Origin of the sequence: Novosphingobium humi (assembly GCF_028607105.1) — a bacterium.
Lineage (GTDB): Bacteria > Pseudomonadota > Alphaproteobacteria > Sphingomonadales > Sphingomonadaceae > Novosphingobium > Novosphingobium humi.
Window position 1 is genome coordinate 2,511,729 of the sequence record NZ_CP117417.1, and the last position, 19,763, is coordinate 2,531,491.

The window sequence follows — 19,763 nt, forward strand, 5'->3', positions numbered from 1 at the left end:
GATCCGCCAACCGCTCCTGATGTGACTGACCTGTCACGACCCTGCCATCGGCCCAAGCGCGAGGCCTTTGTTCAAAATGCTTCCGATCACAAACGGACGGACAATTTCCTGCCCGAAAATTGAACGCGGCGATGGACGGGCGCCGACGCCATTCCCCCGGCAGGACTCGGGCCGATCACCGCAATGTTCAAGATCCGCCTTTTGACCATGCCGGGAAAAGCGCCCCGCCTTGCGCCAATGGTCAGCGTGCGGCTGCGGTCGTGCCAGATAAGTTCGGTGGTGGCGCGCTGCCCCTTCTCATAGGCATAGGTTTCGCCGTCATCGTCATAGAGCGTGAAACGGGCGTCCGCGCCGGGATAGATGCGGATGTCCAGCGGAGCCTCGGGATGCTGCGTGGCATATTGCAGCACCGGCCCCATTGGCAGGATCGACCCCGCCCGCACATAAAGCGGCACCAGATCGAGCGGAGCAGGCCGTGTGACCCTTTCGCCGCCCCGCAAACGCTCCCCGCTCCAGAAATCGTACCAGTCCGCCCCCTTGGGCAGGGTGGTGGTGACGTTGAAATCCGCAGGCCCCCTCACCTCGCCGCTGCCATCGCCGGGGCGGCGCCAGGCAAGGCGCAAGGCGCGGTTGCCGTCGCCGTTGAAGTAATCAATGCCGATCCTCACCCGCTGCCCCTTGGCCAGCGTGATGCGTTTGCCGGTATAGCGCAAGGTGCCCTTGCCCCAGCGGCTGATCACCGTTTCGCCATCCAGCATCAGGCGATAGCCGTCATCGCCCTCCAGCCCCAGTTCATAGCTGCCTGCTTCGGGCGCGGTGAGCGTCCCGGTCCAGCGGGCGGAGAAATGGTTGAGGCCCGAAAGCCCGCCCGGAATCTCGGCGAGCGGAGGATCGGGCCAAGTGTGGTCCAGTTTGGCGTCGATGGCGGTGCCTTTAGGCGTTTCGAAATTCTCGCCCTCAAAATACTGGACGGCAAGGCCCGGTTTGCCATCCGGCGTCGTCAGCGCTTCGACCGGGACCGTGGCGGGCGGGGGCGGCTGGATATGGATCATCGCGCGGGTGACAGGGTGGACCAGCAGCGATGGGCCGAACATGAACTGATCATCGATGGTGTCGAGCGCGCGGTCGTCGGGAAAATCCATCATCATCGGGCGCATCATCGTGCCCCCCGCATGGGTCACATTCCACGCAAGGCCATAGATATAGGGCATCAGGCGATAGCGCAGCTGCGTGCTCTTCAGCAGGGAATGATACACTTGCGGGTCGAGCGTTTTGAAGCGCCATGGCTCGCGCTCGACATCGGTGCCGTGGATGCGCATCAGCGGGTTGAAGGCGGCAAACTGCAGCCAGCGGGCATAGAGTTCGCGCCAGGCCGCATTCTGTTCCCCGCCGGGAAAGTCGGAGACGAAGAAGCCGCCGGTGTCCTGTGTCCAATAGGGATTGCCGGTGACGGTGACGTTGATCCCGCCCGCCACCTGCTGCTTCAGGGTTTTCCAGCTGGCAAAGATGTCGCCGCTCCATGATGCGGCGGCCGTGCGCTGCGCCCCCGCCCAGGCCGAGCGGGTAAGAGTAAACACGCGCTTGTTGCTGGTGGCGCGCTGGCCGTCATAGGTGCCCTGCGTGGTCATCAGCGAATAAGGGTTGAGGTAGCGCGTGAAATCACCCAGCGCGTTCGACCCCAGCGCCTTGGTGTCGCGGATGTTGTCGGCCGCATTCCACATGGCGCTGGAAACTTCGACCTCGGTGCCGTCCATCCAGAGCGCGTCGACGCCCTTGTCCAGCAGGCCCGATTTGATGTGTTTGAAATAGATCCGGCGGGCGACGGGGCTGTAGGCGTCATAAACCCGCGCATGTTTCGAAATCCAGTGCAGCGGGGCAAAGCGCAAATGCTGCGCGTCCAACTCATGCGCCAGCGCCGTATCATCACCTACCGAGGGCCAGATCGACACCATCAGCTTCATGTGCATGGCGTGAAGCCGGCGCGTCATGCCCTCGGGATCGGGATAGCGGGTCTTGTCCCAGATCATCCCGCTCCAGCTGCCGTCCTTGTCGCTGCCCCAATATTGCCAATCCTGCACGATCGTATCGAGCGGAAAGCGCTCCTTGCGGAAGGTCCGGGCAATGTCGAGCAATTGCGCCTGCGTCTTGTAGCGCTCCTTGGACATGAACAGGCCCAGCACCTGTTTGGGCACCATCGGCGCATCGCCGGTCAGACGGCGATAGGCGGCCACCACATCGTCGGGCGTCTGTCCGCCCATGAAATAATAATCGACACCCCCCGGCGCGCTTTCGGCCCACAGCGATGCGCCGGTCGCGTCATCCTTGAACCGCATCTGGGAATAGGTGTCCCACAGGATGCCGTAGCGGCGCGAGGACATCATCACCGGGATGATGATCCCCACATTGGTCTGTACCAGCAAAAGGTCGCTGCCGCGCCGGTTGGAGCGATCATCGGCGGTGAAGCCGAAGCCGTAGATCGCCTCGTCGCCTTGCAGCGTGAAACGGTTGGTGGCCTCGTAACTGGGCGCGCCGTCGATGGTGACGGGTTTGACCGTTTCGGGGGCGGCGGCATTCTCGGCGGTGTAGAGCTTGCCCGATGCGTCCATGAAACGCAGCGCGCCGGTGGCCTTGCTGACCTCGATGCGCAAACGGGGGGTGATGATGGTCAGCCTATCGGGTTTGTCCGCGACCGTGAAGGGCAGCGCCGCGGGAGGCCTCACCACGACAAGGCTGGGTGCGGTCCAGTAATTCCGCCCCGGATTGGTATTCACCCGCACCGTTTCAGGCCCATAGAAAAGGATGTTCTTGGTCAGACCATGCAAGTGGACCTGCACGCCATCGCTGAGCAGCGTGTAGGCAAAGGCATCCCCCGCCTGCGCCGCCACGGCCAGCAGATGGCCGCGCGCGTCAAGGCCGCTGGCATTCTGGGTTTTTGCGTGAGCCGATTGGCTGACCGCGAAAGCCACCATCAGCGCCGAAATCCGGAGGGAACCCCACCGAAGCCTGCCAACATCCGTTCCCATAGCGCATGGCCTCTTATCTCTATCGCCAAACTATGGTATCGCTAACAATCCTGCTGTCAAGACTTACTCCCGGCAAGGGCGCCTTACTGGATCTTGAAAAGCCTGATTTCCCTCTCCCCACTTTGTGACACCCCATCCATCGGCAAATATCGCCCTCTGCTTGGCCATTGCAGATATGTTAACGCTATCCGAAAGAGCGCCGACAGTATCGCCTGTCTAAAGCGGACCACGCCTTGCGTTGAAGAGAGGGAATATGGCCAGGTCCGGCCGCCCTTTGTTTTTACCCGCCGCCCGGCCGGATGCGGGTGAACCAGATCTTGCGGAAAGCCAGAGTCGGCGCATCGGTGGCTACCGAATGTTCCTCGCTGGCGGGCGGCACCTCGGCGGGTTGAGAACTCTCCAGAATCGCGCGATCCTCCTCGGCTATCCGCCGGTTGGCTCGCGCGAACAGTGGATCGAGCCAGCGCAACCGCGCAAAATCGCGGATGGTGTAGATGGTCAGCCGCGTGGCCCCCGCATCGGCCGGGCTGCATACCGCCAGCAGGCGCAGGACACGCCCGCCCGGATCGATCGCCAGTTCCATGGCATTGGGAAAATGATAGCGCAGGCTCGAGCGTGGCGCCTCGCCGGCACGCTGCGCAACAATCTCGGCGCCGTGATCGGTGGGGTGCCAGTTCATCACCATCTTTTCCGCCGTCCGGCCACGGAGCGCTTTGCCGATGCTGCGGGCGTGAACGAAGGGCAGATGCGGCGTGTCCAGCATGTTCTCCATCACCCGCGTCCAGTGGACCTGCCAGTGGAAGCTCTGCGCCGTCACCCGCACGCCGGGCAGCAGGAATGCGGCAGGCACGGCCGGTTCGCCCACCGCGTCCCGCCCGGTGAACAGCCAGACCAGACCACCAGCCTCGCGCAGCGGCAGCGGCGTGGCGGACAGCGTTTCCAGCTTGGCATCGGGATTCCACGGCACATGCCGGCAATGCCCATCGCCATCGAAACGCCAACCATGGAAGGGGCACGCGATCTCGCCACCTTCCACCTTGCCCAGCGAAAGCGCGACCCCGCGATGCGGGCAGCGATCCATCAGCGCATGGATGGCGCCGTCCGCATCGCGGAACAGCACGATCGGCTCCCCCGCCAACGTCATCGCCAGCGGTTTGGCCTTGGGCACATCGCGGGCAAGAACCAACGGCACCCAAAGGCCCGAAAACTGCGGGAACAGCGCGCGCGTCATGCCCCGCGCTCCAGCGCCGCATGGATATGCTGGGCGAGGCGATGCGCGGTGTCCGACAGTCCCGCCGCCTCGATCAGCGCAATCTCGGTGTCGTAAAGCCTCGGCAGATCGGCGTCATCGGTAATCGCGGTCAGATGCGCCGGCACCATCTCGCGCGGCAGCACGGTGATGCCCAGCCCCGCGGTCACCGCCGAAAGGCTGCCGGCAAGGCTGGTCGAGGTATAGGCCACGCGCCATTTGCGCCCCATGGCATCGAGCGCATCCTCGGCCCGTTTGCGATAGACGCAGGGCTGGGGCGAGACCACCAGCGGGATCGTCGCCAGCCCGGCCACGGCCATTTGATCGCGCGCCACCCACACCAGCGGCTCACGCCAGACACGCGTGCCCTCCAGCGGCGCCGACGGCTCGCGCTTGACCAGCACCAGATCGAAGGCCCCGCTGTGGAACTTATCGAGCAGGTTCAGCGTCAGATCGCAGGTCACTTCCAGTTCCACCAGCGGATGCGCCTTGGCAAAGGTGGCCAGCACGCCGGGCAGATGCGCGGTGGCAAAATCCTCGGGCACGCCAAGGCGCACCCGCCCGATCATGTCAGGCTCGAACATTTCGGCCAGCGCGGCATCATTCAGGCGCAGCAACTGGCGCGCGGGGCCGAGCAACCGCTCCCCCTCGCCCGTCAGGCTGAGCGAACGCGGCGTGCGCGCGAAAACGGCGCGGCCAAGCATATCCTCCAGCCGTTTCACCTGAAGGCTGATGGTCGACTGGGTGCGGCCAAGGCGATCGCCCGCGCGGGTAAAGCTGCCGGTTTCCACAATCGTGACAAAGCAGCGGAGCAGGTCGAGATCAAGCGTGCGGGTGCCGGGCATGGCGCGATATCGCGCCCGATCATGCAAAATGTCAATGGCTGCTATTTTTATAACTCGTTTTCACAATGTCTGATTTGCCGCCACAGGCCTCCGCCAAGGAGGTACCCATGCCACTGTTCCACGATTTTCCCGCGCTCCATCCGGTTTTGACAGGCTTTTGCGCCCTGTCCCTGGCGCTCATCGGCCTGACCCTGTTCGTGGCAACCATCGTCCTGGCGTTTTCGCACCGTTACATGCGCGCCGATCCGCGCCGGGGCGCCTTTTTCGCCACCGTGACGGCACTGGTGGCCAGCGTGTTCGCCTTTGTCGGCACCGGCAATATGGTAGTCTTTGCCGGCGCGTGGGTTTTCAGCGGCGTGGCGCTGGCGCGGCTGATCGGTCGTTCGCAACACCTGTCCGACGCGCGGCAGGCCATGCGGCGCGCCCATGGCGCCTTCGCAACCGGCGACGCGGCATTGCTTGGGGCGCTGGCTATGCTCTGGTGGCATGCCGGTTCGGTGCGGATCGATGCCGCACTGGCCGCAACAGCGACCATGACCGCGCCACAGGCCCTGCTCACCGCGCTGCTGCTGGTGACCGCCGCCGCCGCGCGGTCCAGCCTGCCGCCCTTTTCGGGCTGGCTGCTCTCCTCGATGACCGCGCCCACCCCGGTCTCGGCGCTGATGCATGCCGGGCTGGTCAACGCAGGGGGATTCCTGCTGATCCGCTTCGCGCCGGTGCTGGAGGCAGCACCTGCGGCCCGGGCCGCCGCCATGGCGCTGGGGCTGTTTGCCGCGCTCTACGGCATAGGAATCATGGCGGTGCGGCCTGATATCAAGCGCGCGCTTGCCGGCTCAACGGTCTCGCAGATGGGCTTTATGGTCCTGAGTTGCGGGATGGGCGCCTATACCGCTGCCTTGTGGCATATTCTGGCGCATGGCCTGTTCAAGGCCTGGCTGTTCCTCGGCTCCGGGTCTGCCGTCGGCATGCGGGGCAAAGCGGGCAATCCGGCCCATGCCCCACGCCGGCCGATCGCCATTGCCGCCGCCACGTTGCTGTGCGCGATTGCCGCCTGGGCGGCGGGGGTGCTGAACGCGGACATGGTGCCACTGTCTCTGGGTCTGGCCACGGCGATGGCCACTTTGGGTGAAGCCCTGCGCGCCCAAGGTCCGGCGGCAAGCCGGAGCCCCCTGATCCCGGTCATCGCGGGCCTGACGGCGCTCTATGCCGGCGCCCTGCACATCACCAACGCCGCCATGGGGCCCGATGCGCCGATGTTGCTGCCGCCATCGGCGCTGATCGCCTTGATTGCCGGGTTCCTCGGTGTCTGGGTCTGGCAACAGAGCCGGGCCGCCAGCGCCTCGTCCCTGCCCCCCGCGCTCTACGTCCGCCTGCTGAACGCCGGGACCTTTGCCATGCCCGCGAAAGGAGACGCCCAATGAACATGATGCCGTTCGCCACCGCGCCGGAGCCCACATTGACCCGCACCGAAGTGTCCGGCCTGATCGCGCTGGCGGCCCGCACGGTGCCGCCGCTCTGGCCGCTGGAAAGCGCGATTGCCGTCAATCCGCTGGCCGGTTTTGAAGGCATGGCTTTCGAAGAGGCAGTGCAGGCAGGCGCCCGCCTGTTCGGCGCGCGCCAAAGCCTGCCGCTGGCGCAATGGCGCGCTTTGCTGGCTGGCGGCCGGATTGCCGAAGGCTGTCTGCGCGATGCAGCGATCCGGCATCTGGGCGGAACCTATCCCGCCCTTGCGCCAATCGCGCCGGGCATTACCGCGCTCGATCTGCTGATGGCGCGGCTGCTGACCCTGCCCGCCACCGATGAGGTCAAGGCTTCGCCAATGGCCCCGGATGCCGCTTTCGTGGCAAAATGGTGTGCGGCCTTCTTCGATCACGGACATGCCGCGATCCCCATGCCGCACCGCGAACTTGGCCTCTACCGCGCCGTGCTGGCGATGGCGGGGCACGATCCCGAATTCCATGCGCTGACCGGAACACTCGGCGCGCAACTGCTGATGACCGTGCCGCGCGATCCGCTCAATGCCATTGCCGAGGCGCTCTCGGCCCTGGGCATTGCGGAGGACGGACAGCAGCCGCATCTGGCCGCGCTGGTGGCCCGCCTGCCCGGCTGGGCGGGCCATATCCGCTGGCGGAGCGAGCATGCCGACGCCGAACATGCCGCAGGAGCACCGGCAGGCATGGCCGACCTGCTGGCACTCTGGCTGCTGCTGGAACGGGCGGGCGCGTTGACCCAACCCCGCATCACGCCCCAACCGGCCAATGTAACATTACACCTCGCCGCCCATTTCGGATGGTCCCGCGACGATGTCAGACGGGCGCTCGCCGTCGCCGGCGCGCCCCTCACCCGCATCGCCACCATGGACGAGGAGGCGCTCGGCCTGCTGTTCATGACCGCCGCCGAATGGACTTATGCCGATGGGCTGGTGCCCCGGTTGCAGGCCGGCACGCGGGCAAAAGCCGCAGAGATGCCAGCCTCGGAGGACGCGGCGGCGGCCCAACTGGTGTTCTGCATCGACGTGCGCTCGGAACCTTTCCGGCGGGCCTTGGAGACGACCGGCCGCTATGAGACACTGGGCTATGCCGGTTTCTTCGGTCTGCCCATCGCGCTCCACCCTTCCGGGGCTGCGCGGCGCAAACGGTTGCTGCCGGTGCTGCTCAGCCCGCAGCATGACGTGGCCGAAGCCCCGCGGCCCGGCCATGAGCCGGATGCCACGCGGCTTGCTGCGGCCGATGCCACCGCTCGGCATGCGGCCAGCCTGTTCGACACCGCCAAGCAGGGCATCGCCACCGCTTTTGCCACCGCCGAGGCGACCGGGCCGCTGGCCGGCCTGGCGATGGCGGCCCGCACGCTCGCTCCCCGGCTCAGCGCGCGGATCGGCGCATGGGCAAGGCCCTGCCGCCACGAAGCCTTCGCTCCGGCGCTGGATCATGCCTCTGCCGGTCACGCACACCCACCTTTCACTCTGGCCGACAAGATCGGCTATGCCAGCGCCCTGTTCCGCCTGACCGGCCTGCCGACCGATACGGCGCGGCTTGTGGTGCTAGTCGGCCATGGCGGCAGCGCGGTGAACAACCCCTATGCGGCCGCGCTCGATTGCGGCGCCTGTGGCGGCCACGCCGGGGGCAGCAACGCGCGGATATTGGCAGCGATGCTGAATGAAGCCGATGTTCGCGCCGGGCTGGTGGCACAGGGCATCGCCTTGCCCGAGACCACCCATTTCCTTGCCGCAGAGCATAACACCACCACCGATACGGTCACGATCTTCGATCGCACAGGGGTGCCCGCCGGCCACGCCGCCGACCTTGCGCGGCTGGAGGCCGATCTTGCCCGTGCTGGTGCTGCCAACCGCGAAAGGCGCGCAGGCCTGCTTGATCGGTCGCCACAGGATCTGCTGACCGGCGCCGCCCACTGGGGCGAGGTGCGGCCTGAATGGGGTCTTTCCGGCAATGCCGGCTTCCTCGTCGGGCCGCGCCGGTGGAGCAAGCATATCGACCTGGAAGGCCGCGCCTTCCTGCACAGTTACGACTGGCGCGCAGATGCCGATGGCTCGGTGCTGGCCACAATCCTGACCGCGCCGATGGTTGTCGCGCAATGGATCAATTGCCAGTATCTGTTCTCGACCATCGACAATGATCGCTATGGTTCGGGCGACAAGGTCACGCAAAACGTTATCGGCCGCATCGGCGTGGTGCAGGGCAATGGCGGCGACCTGGCGGTAGGCCTGCCGCGCCAGTCGCTGTTTCGCGACGACGGCTCGCCCTTCCATCTGCCGCAGCGCCTGCTCACGGTTGTTCTCGCGCCCTTGGCTCGGGTGGAAGCGGTGGTCGCCGCCAATGACATTCTTGCCCGCCTGTTCGGCAAGGGTTGGGTCCATCTCGTCGTCATCGCCCCCGAAACCGGCCAAGCGCGCCGCTGGCGCCCCGATGGCGCGCCCCAAGCCGAAGGCACCGGCCTCACCGACATCACTGCCTAGGAGAACCTCCCATGAAAGCACATGCCACCGGCGAACTTACCCTGCATCGCCTCAAGAAGATCGAAATCGTCATCCGCGCCGAGGACCACCATCCGGTGGAAGAGCTGCTGAAGGCCGCAGGGATCGGCGGCTGGACAATCATCCGCGACGTGGCCGGCATGGGGCACGCCGGATTTCATCACGGCAAGACCATTTTCAACGACCACAGCGGTCTGGCCATGTTTGTCGGCGTGGGTGAGCCTGCGGCGATCGGCGATGTGGCAAGGGGCCTCGCCCGCCTGTTCGCCACCCTGCCCGGCGTCACATTCCTCTCCGATGTCGAGGTCTTGCGCTCCGACTATTTCGCCCGCGCGGCGGGTGCCTGACCTTGGCGGGGCACCACCCGCTTGCGGGTGCGAAACTCGTGGCGGCAACGATGCATGGCAAGGAGAAGATGGTTGCGTTCGCCGATGGGCAATGTCCGCCAAGGCACCTCTACCTGCGGGATTGCGCGCAAGGGGGGGCATACCATGCCCCTGCCGACCAAGCGCGGACAGACCGATGGAGATGTCGCTCGAACCATTGGCTGGACGGCCAAACGGATCGGCGAAATGCGCAGCCGATACGTCGATGAAGCACGTGTCATTGTGTCGATGGTGGAGCGCCTGAGCGCCTAGCGGTTTACAGAGTTTGTAAACCGGCCCTGATCCGGAGGGATCGTGATGGGACTAAGTCATTGTTTTTGTGGTAGCGGAGGAGGGACTCGAACCCCCGACACGCGGATTATGATTCCGCTGCTCTAACCTGCTGAGCTACTCCGCCCCATGACTGGCGGTGACCGTGTCGGTCACCATTGCCCGGTGCAGGCGGCGCGAATAGCCACGCATCGCCCATGCGTCAACAGCCCTTTGCATGTTTTATAAAATTTTTTTGAAAACGGTCCAAGCGCTCCTCCGGCACCATTGCCTGCCGCGATGCCAATGCTTGCGCATATCGGGCGGCTCTGTCACATTCCGGGTCCATCACGGAGGCGGCCCATGCCGAAAATGGCCAGACAGCAACGCATGATCGCCATCGGCCTTGTGCTGTGGAACGCGGCCGGCGTGGCGATGTGGGCGCTCCAGTCCAGCACCAGCCCCGAAACGCTGGCGCAGGGCGACAAGGTGCAGATCGAGGTATGGCGGGCCATGCCGCTCTGGGCATGGATCGCCTATGCGGTGGCATCTTGGAGCGGATTGCTGGGCGCTGTGGCGCTGCTGCTGCAACGGCGGGTCGCGGTGTGGCTGTTTGCCGCCTCGGTTATCGCGATCGTCGCGCAATTCAGCTATGCGCTGGTGCTCTCACCATTGGTGCAGGCCAAGGGGCCGGGCGTGATCGCCTTTCCGGTGGTGATCCTGATCGTCGCGCTGGGCTCGATGGCTTATGCCCATGCCGCCGCCGGGCGCGATCTGCTCAGCTAGATCTCGCCCCGCTGGCGACGAATGGCGAACCAACGCTCGACATTCTTGTTATGCTCTTCAAGCGTGTTGGCAAAGGCATGGCCCTTGGTGCCGTCGGCCACCATATAGAGCGCCTGCGTCTTGGCCGGGTGCAGTACGGCATGGATCGAATCGCGCCCCGGATTGGTGATCGGTCCCTTGGGCAGGCCCACCATCGAATAGGTGTTGTAATCATTCTTCGCCGCAATCTCGCTTTGCTTGATGCGGCGGCCCAGCGGCTTGCCCAGGGTGATGGGATAGATGATCGTGGGGTCGGCCTGCAGCATGATATGCTGGCGCAGGCGGTTCGAATAGAGGCCCGCGACCATGGCGCGCTCCTCGGGCTTGCCGGTTTCCTTCTCGACGATCGAGGCCAGCGTCAACGCCTCCTCAGGCGTCTTGGCCACCGTGTCGGAGCTGCGCGCGGCCCATTCCTCGGCCAGCACCTTGGTCATCGCCGCCTGCATCGTGGCCACCACCGAGGCGCGCGTGGCGCCCTTCTTGATGTCATAGGTGTCGGGCAGGATGCTGCCCTCACGCGGGGCGTCAACCGTACCGATCAGGTCGGGATTGGCCAGCAGCTTTTCCTTGACCATGATCGAGGGCAGACCCTCGGGAATGGTGACAAAGCGGCGCAGCACCTGATCGCCGGTGATGATGGCCAGGATCTGCTGCTCGCTGGCACCCTTGGGCAGCAGGAATTCGCCCGCCTTGATGCCGCCTCCGGCCCGCATCAGCTTGGCATGAAACCGCAGCGCCCGCGCCGAATAAATCGCCCCCTCGCGTTGCAGCTTGGCCGCCACCACCGTCAGCCCCGCACCGTCAGGCACGGTAAAGGCACGGTCCTGCGGCAAGGGCCCCGCCCCATACCAGCCATGCAGCAGGCTGGCCACCGGAGCGCCAATGGCCAGCGCGGCCACGCCAAGGACGATGAGGACAGGTTTCTTCATGGGCGCTTCGGGCTCTCTTCTGCCGGATGCCAGATACAGATAAGGCGAGCCCCCAAAGGCGCCCGCCACCGCTTGTTCCACAGGTGGGGACGGAGGCGCCCAAAGGCAAGCCCCCGCCCCGTCACGTCCTGCTTAGTCTTCCAGTGCCTTCACAACCACGCTGGCATTGGTGCCGCCAAAGCCGAAGCTGTTGTTGAGCGCGGCGCGCACGCGGCGCTTCTTGGCCGCGTGAGGCACCAGATCGACGCCCTCGGTGCCTTCATCCGGATTGTCCAGATTGAGCGTCGGGGGCACAATCTGGTCACGGATGGCCAGAATGCAGAAGATGGTCTCCACCGCGCCCGCGCCGCCCAGCAGGTGGCCGATGGCGCTCTTGGTGGACGACATCGAGACATTGCCGATGGCATCGCCGAACAGGCGCTTGACCGAGGCCAACTCGATCGTATCCGCCATGGTCGAAGTGCCATGGGCGTTGACATAATCGATGTCGGCCGGCGTCATGCCCGCCTTTTTCAGCGCCATTTCCATCGAGCGATAGGCGCCAAAGCCTTCGGGATGCGGGGCGGTCACGTGATAAGCATCGCCCGACAGACCATAGCCGACGACTTCGGCATAGATCTTGGCGCCGCGCGCCTTGGCGTGTTCATATTCTTCCAGAACGACAACGCCCGCGCCTTCGCCCATGACGAAACCGTCGCGGTCCTTGTCATAGGGACGGCTGGCCTGTTCGGGGCGGTCGTTATAGCTGCAATTGAGCGCCTTGGCCTGAGCGAAACCGGCAATGCCGATCGGGCAAACGGTCGATTCCGCGCCGCCCGCCAGCATGATGTCGGCATCATCGTCACGGATCATGCGCGCCGCGTCACCGATCGAGTGCGCGCCGGTCGAGCAAGCCGTCACAACAGCGTGATTCGGACCCATCAGGCCATACTTGATCGAAACCTGACCCGAGATCAGGTTGATCAGGCGACCATGGACGAAATGCGGCGAAACGCGGCCCGGCCCCTTGTTGGCCAGCACCAGCGACTCGCTTTCAATGCCCGGCAGGCCGCCGATGCCGCTGCCGATCGAGCAGCCCATGCGCAGGCGCATTTCTTCGGGCGCATCCACCAGCCCTGCGTCTTCAAGCGCCTGGCCCGCGGCATCAATGCCGAAAACGATGAAAGGGTCGACCTGACGCTGGATCTTGTGATCGACGCGCTTGCCGGGGTCAAAACCATATTCGTGGTCGGCCGGCTTCACTTCACAAGCGATGTGGCACTTATGGGCCGAGGCATCGAACTTGGTGATTTTGCCCGCGCCGGACTTGCCGGCAAGGATATTTGCCCAGGCGGTTTCCACGTCAGCGCCCAGCGGGGTGACCAGACCAAGCCCGGTGACGACAACACGACGCATTCTCGATTCTCCCTCTACCGCATCGACAACCTGTGTCGGCCCGTCATTGCGGCAACAAACAGCGACCCAACAGGCGCTTATTCTGGCCAAATGTCCGATAACAAGCAAGCCCGGCCCGATAATGCGGACCGGGCCTGATTATGACCCCAAAGGTCGACGCCGATCAAAGGTTGGGGCCAACGCCCCCCCATTTTCGGCGCAGGACCTGTGGGACGACGCAGCCCTGCCCATGATCGGGCAGGCGCATCAGCCCCACGGGCCCTTTGGCAAAATCAGCCCTTGTTCGCCTCGATGAAGGCGATGGCGTCATTGACCGTGGCAATCTTTTCGGCGGCATCGTCGGGAATTTCCACGCCGAATTCTTCTTCGAAAGCCATCACCAGTTCAACGATGTCGAGCGAGTCAGCGCCCAGATCGTCGATGAAGCTGGCATCGGCAACGACCTTGTCTTCTTCAACGCCGAGGTGTTCGACAACGATCTTCTTAACCTGCGCCTCGATGGTGCTCATGATATTCCCCTTACGAAAAGCGGCGAAATTGTGAAACTCAATGCGCGCCCCTAATGGGTGGCGCGCAGACTGGCAAGCGGGATTGCACATCACAACCGTGTCAACCCTCATCACGCCTCAATTGTCGCCCCGCCTGGCCGATGTCAGCCTTGTTTTTTTCACCCGCCGCAGCAGAAGGCCCAGCATGGGAATGCAGGTCTGGCCGGCATCGACGGTTCGCCCGGTGGGGGCGAAATGAGCCGATTCGTGCGGCTTCATCGCGCCATGGGCTTTTCGCGCCGGATTCTGTTTTTCGACGATCCGGCCGCCCCATGGGCGCAATGCCCAGAAAATCAGCCCGATGCGACGGTTTTCCGCTGCAATGTGGCGCATTGGCGCGGCGCGAGGGGGCCAACCCCATCGCCGAGGGGGAAGCGTGTGACCGCTTCCACAACCTCTCGCCCAAGGCTTTGACATGGCCGAAAAAAAGGGACTGGCCGAGCGTATCGCGCTCGACCAGTCCCTGCTTGAACCGTGATGTCCCGGAAGATCAGCCCTTGGGCTGTTCCACCACGCGGATGTGCAGCTCGCGAAGCTGCTTCAGGCTGGCCGGGGCCGGCGCGTTCATCAGCAGGTCTTCGGCGCGCTGGTTCATCGGGAAGAGTGTGATTTCGCGCAGGTTCTGCGCGCCGCAGATCAGCATGACGATGCGGTCAACACCGGCCGCCATGCCGCCATGCGGCGGGGCGCCATACTGGAACGCACGGTACATGCCGCCAAAGCGCTCTTCCACGTCCTGCTTGCTCAGGCCCACCGTTTCAAACGCCTTGACCATCAGGTCGGGGTGCTGGTTACGGATCGAGCCGCTGGCGATTTCAAAGCCGTTGCAGACGAGGTCATACTGGAACGCCTTGATCGACAGCGGATCGCGCCCATCGGTCAGAGCTTCCAGACCGCCCTGCGGCATCGAGAAGGGGTTGTGGGCAAAATCAATGCTGCCCGGCTCCTCGCCTTCCTCAAAGAAGGGGAAGTCGACGATCCAGCACAGTTCAAACTTGTTTTCATCAATCAGGCCCAGCAGCGTGCCGACGCGGGTGCGCGCAGCGCCCGCCAGCTTGGCGGCCTGATCGGCCTTGCCCGCGGCAAAGAACAGGCCATCGTCCGCGCCAAGGCCCAGTTCGGCATAGAGCTTTTCCATGCCCTCGGTGCCGTGGTTCTTGGCGATAGGGCCGCCGAATTCACCGCCCTTGCGGGTGACATAGCCAAGGCCGGCATGGCCTTCGCTGCGCGCCCATTCGTTCATTTCGTCAAAGAACTTGCGGCTCTTGTCCGCCGTGTTCGGGGCCGGAATGGCGCGCACGACGCCGCCCGTGCCGACGATCTTTTCAAACAGGCCAAAGCCGCTGGTCGTGAAGTGATGCGACACGTCCGAGATCAGGATCGGGTTGCGCAGGTCAGGCTTGTCAGAGCCATAGCGCAGGATCGCATCGTCATAGGCAATGCGCGGGAAGCTGCCGATCGGCGTAACCGAGCGGCCATCGGCAAACTTTTCAAAGATGCCGCCGATCACCGGCTCCATCGTTTCCCAGACTTCTTCCTGCGTGACAAAGCTCATTTCGAGGTCAAGCTGGTAGAATTCGCCCGGCAGACGATCCGCGCGCGGATCTTCGTCGCGGAAACAGGGGGCGATCTGGAAATAGCGGTCGAAACCGGCCACCATCAGGAGCTGCTTATACTGCTGCGGCGCCTGCGGCAGCGCGAAGAAGGTGCCGGGGTGGATACGGCTGGGCACGAGGAAGTCGCGCGCGCCTTCGGGGCTGGAGGCGGTCAGGATCGGCGTCGAATATTCGGTAAAGCCGATGTCTTCCATCGCGCGGCGCATCGAGGAGATGACCTTGGTGCGCTTGACGATATTGGCGTGCAGCGTTTCGCGGCGCAGGTCGAGGAAGCGGTACTTCAACCGGATTTCCTCGGGATATTCCTGCTCGCCCGCCACCGGCATCGGCAGTTCCTCGGCGCGGCTCAGCACCACGGCCTCGCGGGCGAACACCTCGATGCTGCCCGTGGGCAGGTTGGGGTTCACGGTGCCTTCGCTGCGGGCCTTGACCACGCCGTTGATCGTGACCACGCTTTCCACGCGCAGCGACTCAAGCACGGGAAGCGCCGCGCTGTCGCTGTCGGCCACGATCTGGGTGATGCCGTAATGGTCGCGCAGGTCGACGAACAGCACCCCGCCATGGTCACGCTTGCGGTGGACCCAGCCGGAGAGGCGGACATTCTGACCCACGGCATCGGCATTGAGCGCGCCGCAGGTGTGCGAGCGATACGGATGCGCCTGTGTGTTGGGCGAGGACATGACAACTCTTTCCATTCTTGCGCCAATCGGGCAGGGATAGGGGATTCCTGCCCATTGCTGGACAGGCTTATGCGCGGCTAACAGGCGATGGCCGCGCTTTTGTCAAGCCGACAGGGTCGAAGACCGGCCCAAAACCGCCCGCTGATATGCGCTTTTCGCGCTGTCGGCAGGCTCCGGCCCGCATCCGGGCCAACCATCAAGCCGGCCCATAAGGGTTGGCGCATAGAAAAGAAACCGATGAAGATTCACAAGCTCATCACCACTTCGGACGCGCTGGCCGATCTTTGCAGCCGTCTGTCAAAGGCCGAATTCGTCTGTGTCGACACCGAATTCATGCGCGAGAGCACCTATTGGCCCGAACTGTGTCTGATCCAGATCGCCGATGCCAATGAGGCCGCCGCCATCGATCCCAAGGCGCCCGACCTCGATCTGTCCCCGCTGCTCGACCTGCTGGTGGACAACGAGGATGTGCTCAAGATCTTCCACGCGGGCGGGCAGGATGTGGAGATCATCTACAACCTGACCGGCAAGACCCCTCACCCGATTTTCGACACCCAGATCGCGATGATGGCCATCAGCCAGAGCGAGCAGATCGGCTATTCCAATCTGGTCGAAAGCTGGCTGGGGCTGGTGATCGACAAGGGCGCGCGTTTCACCGACTGGAGCCGCCGCCCTCTGACCGAGCGCCAGATCGAATATGCGATCGGCGACGTCACCCATCTTTCCAAGATCTTTCCCAAGATCCTGAAACGCCTGATCAAAACCGGGCGCGGGCAATGGCTGGACGCGGAAATGGAGCGTCTGGCCGATCCCGACAATTACCGCAACGATGCCCAGAGCGCATGGCTGAAAATCAAGGCCGCCGGGCGCAATCCGGCCATGCTGGGCCGTTTGCGCGCGATTGCCGCATGGCGCGAATATGAGGCGCAGGACAAGAACATCCCGCGCGGCCGCATCGCCCGCGATGAAACGCTGGCCGATATTGCCAGCCATCCGCCCAAGACTCAGGCCGATCTGGCCAAGGTGCGCGGGCTTTCCACCGGCTGGAAGGACAATGACATCGGCAAGCGGCTGATGCAGACTCTGGCCGATGCGCAGCCATTGAGCGAGGCCGAAATGCCGCCCAAGACCCCGCGCGGGGCGCCGCTGGGCAAGGAAGGCGCGCTGGTTGCCGATCTGCTCAAACTGCTGCTGAAAATCCGGGCGCGCGAAATCGACGTGGCCGCCCGCCTGCTGGCGCGCAGCGATGATCTGGAACTGCTGGCCGCCGGCGTGCGCAAGGGCGTGAGCGTGCTGGAAGGCTGGCGCTATGGCGTGTTTGGCCGCGATGCGCTCGATCTGGTCGAGGGCAAGCTGGCCTTTGCGGTGGTCAACGGGCGGCTGAAAATGACCCATGTCGACGAATTGCACGGCGACATGCGGGAAGCCAATCCCGAAGCACCCGCCGTTGAACAGGAAGCGGGCGAGGAAGAATGAGCGTTTACCAGCCCACGCTCAAACAATTGCAATATCTGGTCGCGCTGCATGAACACGGCCATTTCGGCCGCGCGGCAGAGGCGTGCTTTGTCTCGCAGTCGACGCTGTCGGCGGGGTTGCGCGATCTGGAAACGCTGCTGGGCGTGGTGCTGGTCGAACGGACAAAGCGCAATGTGCGCTTCACCCCGCTGGGCAATGCGGTGGTGGCCAAATCGCACCGCATCCTGCGCGAGGCCGAGGAATTGTCCGACCTCATCCATTCCTCGTCCCAGCCGCTTTCGGGCGAGGTACGGATGAGCGTGATCCCGACGATCGCGCCTTTCCTCTTGCCGCGCATGTTGCCGCGCCTGCGACGCGAACGGCCCAATCTCAAGCTCTTCCTGCGCGAGGAGCCGAGCGCGCAGGCCATCGAATCGCTCCACCACGGGCGGGCCGATTGCGTGCTACTGGCCCTGCCCTTTGCCACGGGCGAGGTGGAGAAGGAAACCATCGAACTGGACGCGCTCTTCGTCGCCTTCCCCAAGGACGACCCGCGCGACCCGCCCGCCGAAATCAGCCCCGACCTGATCGACGAGCACCGGCTGCTGCTGCTCGAGGATGGCCATTGCCTGAAGGAACATGCGCTGGCGGCCTGCAACCGGCCCGAATTGCGCGCTTCGGCCACGATGATCGGCACCTCGCTGCACACGCTGGTGCAGATGGTGGATAATGGGCTGGGGCTGACCATGTTGCCCGAAATGGCGCTGGATGCGGGGATTTTGAACGGGACCAATGTGGTGGCCCGGCCCCTGCGGTCCGACAGCGCAAACCGCGAAATCGCGTTGGTCTGGCGGCGGCAATCGCCTCGGTCAGAGGAGTTCCGCATGCTGGCCGAGGAATTGCGGGCGGGGTAAGGCATATTGCGCGCGGCGCAATATTATGTCATGGGGGCGAAACATCATGACAGAGCCCCTTACCGAATCCGCCGCCTCGCCCACGGTGCCCCACACGCTTGTCGAAGACATTTTCGGCATCGCCAACGGCTGCCTGCTGATCGGCCTTGGTTTGGACCTGCTGCACGAGGCGCGGCTGATCACCGGGGGCGTGGCAGGGGTGGCGCTGCTGCTCTCCTATGTCCTGCCCTATCCGCCGGGCAGCCTGTTCACATGGATCAACCTGCCGATCTTTGCACTGTTCTGGCGTCGGCTGGGCACGCCCTATATCCTGCGGACCACCATCGCCACGCTGTCCATCATGGCGCTGGTTGATGTGGTGGCGGCCAATCTGGTCATCGCGCGCATCACCATGCCCATGGCCGCCATCGTGGGCGGCACAGCGCTGGGCATCGGCATTCTGGCCGTCACGCGCCATGCCACGGGCGTGGGCGGCCTTGCGGTCATTGCTCGCTGGCTATCCCAATGGAAAGGCTGGCATTTTGGCGCGATCTGTATGGCCATCGACGCGGTGATCGTCTCTTCCGCCTTTGCCGTGCTGGGCTTTGAACGTGGCTTCTGGTCGCTGGTCGCGGCGCTGGTGATGAACGGGGTGGTGTTGGTCTGGCACCGGCCGGATCGGTATCGCAGCGAGGTTTGAACCGGTAGATTTGCCTCCGGCGGGCAAAGGGACTCGTCCCTTTGCAATCCCATTATGGGGTGGTGCTGGACTGGCAAACGAAGCCCTACCCGCGAAGCGGTTTATAAGCCTGCGGCGGGGCCATGTGGCGCAAAGGTGATATTACAGCGCAACATGGACATTAATGGGATTGTTAAGGGCCCGAGGCCCTTAACCCGCCGGAGGCAAACCAAACCTCAATCCATATGTTTCAACCCGACCCGCAGATAATCCCACCCGGTGATCAGCGTCAGCCCCGCCGCCGCCCACAACGTGGTGAGGCCCACCGTATGGGGCAGATTGACCACATAGCCGCCCACATCGACCAGCCACCACGGCATCGCCCGGCCCAGGATCAGCGCGCCAAGGCACAGGATCTGGAAGGTGGTTTTCCATTTTGCCAGTTTGGACACCGGCACCGACACCTGGATGCCTCCCAGAAATTCGCGCAGGCCCGACACCGCAATCTCGCGCAGCAGAATGATCAGCCCCGCGATCACGTGGAGTTCGCCCACATAAGGCCCCGTCAGCACGCCCTTGGCCGTCAGCACGAGGATAACGGCGGCGACCATGATCTTGTCGGCGATGGGATCGAGAAAAATGCCCAGCTTGCTGACCGCCCCCTGCGCGCGGGCCAGATAGCCGTCGAAATAGTCGGTGATGCCCATCAGCGAATAGACGCCAAAGGCCAGCGCATAGCCTGCGGTCCATTCGGGCCACCACAGCAACCAGACCAGCACGGGCACGGTGACGATTCGGGACAGGGTGAGCAGGTTGGGCAAAGTGAGCATGACCGAATCGCCATAGCCGCTAACCGCAACGCAAAAAAGACACGGTAATCGAAGAGACGCCGTTTCCTTGGGTTACGCCCCCAAGCGCCCCCTACAGCGTAGCATTTATGCGGTCCGCCGCAGGCGCAAGCGCCCGTTGCCGCCTCTGTTCGCCCCTCGGGTGAATTTTG

The 19,763-nt window shown here is 64.2% G+C and carries 17 protein-coding genes and 1 tRNA gene; 8 read left to right on the forward strand and 10 right to left on the reverse strand.

Annotation, left to right across the window (positions count from 1 at the left end; genetic code table 11):
* Positions 1–86 precede the first annotated feature (86 nt).
* From PQ457_RS11825 to PQ457_RS11835, 3 genes are all read right to left on the reverse strand, one after another.
* Positions 87–2,969 (reverse strand): glycoside hydrolase family 31 protein, encoded by a 2,883-nt coding sequence (locus tag PQ457_RS11825; protein ID WP_273617036.1) that lies wholly within the window; start codon positions 2,967–2,969, stop codon positions 87–89.
* A 334-nt stretch (positions 2,970–3,303) separates the two neighbouring features.
* Positions 3,304–4,254, reverse strand: a complete 951-nt coding sequence (locus PQ457_RS11830; RefSeq protein ID WP_273617037.1) for an aromatic ring-hydroxylating oxygenase subunit alpha — start codon at positions 4,252–4,254, stop codon at positions 3,304–3,306.
* Positions 4,251–5,117 (reverse strand): LysR substrate-binding domain-containing protein, encoded by an 867-nt coding sequence (locus PQ457_RS11835; protein WP_273617038.1) that lies wholly within the window; start codon positions 5,115–5,117, stop codon positions 4,251–4,253. The genes PQ457_RS11830 and PQ457_RS11835 overlap by 4 nt, the downstream gene beginning before the upstream one ends.
* Before the next feature lie 107 nt (positions 5,118–5,224).
* Here PQ457_RS11835 and PQ457_RS11840 point away from each other — a divergent pair, with 107 nt between their 5' ends.
* The 4 genes from PQ457_RS11840 to PQ457_RS11855 all read left to right on the forward strand — a co-directional run bounded on the left by PQ457_RS11840 (position 5,225) and on the right by PQ457_RS11855 (position 9,746).
* Positions 5,225–6,538 carry a proton-conducting transporter transmembrane domain-containing protein gene (locus PQ457_RS11840; RefSeq protein WP_273617039.1) on the forward strand — a complete coding sequence of 438 codons (1,314 nt, stop codon included), beginning with the start codon at positions 5,225–5,227 and terminating at the stop codon, positions 6,536–6,538.
* Positions 6,535–9,090, forward strand: coding sequence for a DUF2309 domain-containing protein (locus PQ457_RS11845; RefSeq protein WP_273617040.1), 2,556 nt, complete (start codon positions 6,535–6,537; stop codon positions 9,088–9,090). The genes PQ457_RS11840 and PQ457_RS11845 overlap by 4 nt, the downstream gene beginning before the upstream one ends.
* An 11-nt stretch (positions 9,091–9,101) precedes the next feature.
* Positions 9,102–9,455, forward strand: a complete 354-nt coding sequence (locus tag PQ457_RS11850) for a P-II family nitrogen regulator (RefSeq protein ID WP_273617041.1) — start codon at positions 9,102–9,104, stop codon at positions 9,453–9,455.
* Between the two features lie 72 nt (positions 9,456–9,527).
* A complete protein-coding gene (locus tag PQ457_RS11855) occupies positions 9,528–9,746 on the forward strand; it encodes a hypothetical protein (protein WP_273617042.1) in 219 nt (72 codons plus the stop codon).
* A 68-nt stretch (positions 9,747–9,814) separates the two neighbouring features.
* Here the strand turns inward: PQ457_RS11855 and PQ457_RS11860 are convergent.
* Positions 9,815–9,891, reverse strand: a tRNA-Met gene (locus PQ457_RS11860).
* Positions 9,892–10,115: 224 nt separating this feature from the next.
* On the opposite strand from PQ457_RS11860, the gene PQ457_RS11865 reads away from it, so the two are divergent.
* On the forward strand, positions 10,116–10,529 hold the full coding sequence (locus tag PQ457_RS11865; RefSeq protein ID WP_273617043.1) for a sugar transporter: 414 nt from the start codon (positions 10,116–10,118) through the stop codon (positions 10,527–10,529).
* On the opposite strand, the gene mltG is transcribed toward PQ457_RS11865, so the two are convergent.
* The 5 genes from mltG to aspS all read right to left on the reverse strand — a co-directional run bounded on the left by mltG (position 10,526) and on the right by aspS (position 15,736).
* On the reverse strand, positions 10,526–11,497 hold the full coding sequence (gene mltG / locus PQ457_RS11870; RefSeq protein ID WP_273617044.1) for an endolytic transglycosylase MltG: 972 nt from the start codon (positions 11,495–11,497) through the stop codon (positions 10,526–10,528). The genes PQ457_RS11865 and mltG overlap by 4 nt on opposite strands.
* A 132-nt stretch (positions 11,498–11,629) precedes the next feature.
* Positions 11,630–12,892, reverse strand: a complete 1,263-nt coding sequence (gene fabF / locus PQ457_RS11875) for a beta-ketoacyl-ACP synthase II (RefSeq protein ID WP_273617045.1) — start codon at positions 12,890–12,892, stop codon at positions 11,630–11,632.
* Between the two features lie 272 nt (positions 12,893–13,164).
* On the reverse strand, positions 13,165–13,401 hold the full coding sequence (locus PQ457_RS11880) for an acyl carrier protein (RefSeq protein ID WP_168603874.1): 237 nt from the start codon (positions 13,399–13,401) through the stop codon (positions 13,165–13,167).
* Between the two features lie 117 nt (positions 13,402–13,518).
* Positions 13,519–13,773, reverse strand: a complete 255-nt coding sequence (locus PQ457_RS11885) for a hypothetical protein (RefSeq protein ID WP_273617046.1) — start codon at positions 13,771–13,773, stop codon at positions 13,519–13,521.
* A gap of 157 nt (positions 13,774–13,930) precedes the next feature.
* On the reverse strand, positions 13,931–15,736 hold the full coding sequence (aspS, locus tag PQ457_RS11890; RefSeq protein ID WP_273617047.1) for an aspartate--tRNA ligase: 1,806 nt from the start codon (positions 15,734–15,736) through the stop codon (positions 13,931–13,933).
* Positions 15,737–15,973: 237 nt separating this feature from the next.
* On the opposite strand from aspS, the gene rnd reads away from it, so the two are divergent.
* From rnd to PQ457_RS11905, 3 genes are read left to right on the forward strand one after another with little or no spacing between them, the layout of a single operon-like run.
* Positions 15,974–17,212, forward strand: coding sequence for a ribonuclease D (gene rnd / locus PQ457_RS11895; RefSeq protein WP_273617048.1), 1,239 nt, complete (start codon positions 15,974–15,976; stop codon positions 17,210–17,212).
* Positions 17,209–18,105, forward strand: a complete 897-nt coding sequence (locus PQ457_RS11900; RefSeq protein ID WP_273617049.1) for a hydrogen peroxide-inducible genes activator — start codon at positions 17,209–17,211, stop codon at positions 18,103–18,105. Before rnd ends, PQ457_RS11900 begins: the two co-directional genes overlap by 4 nt.
* Before the next feature lie 46 nt (positions 18,106–18,151).
* Entirely contained in the window at positions 18,152–18,784 is a 633-nt protein-coding gene (locus tag PQ457_RS11905; RefSeq protein WP_273617050.1) for a YitT family protein, read from the forward strand.
* 215 nt (positions 18,785–18,999) lie between these two features.
* Here the strand turns inward: PQ457_RS11905 and pgsA are convergent, their stop codons facing one another.
* Complete coding sequence (gene pgsA / locus PQ457_RS11910; RefSeq protein WP_273617051.1) at positions 19,000–19,593, reverse strand: CDP-diacylglycerol--glycerol-3-phosphate 3-phosphatidyltransferase; 594 nt, start codon at positions 19,591–19,593, stop codon at positions 19,000–19,002.
* Positions 19,594–19,763 lie beyond the last annotated feature (170 nt).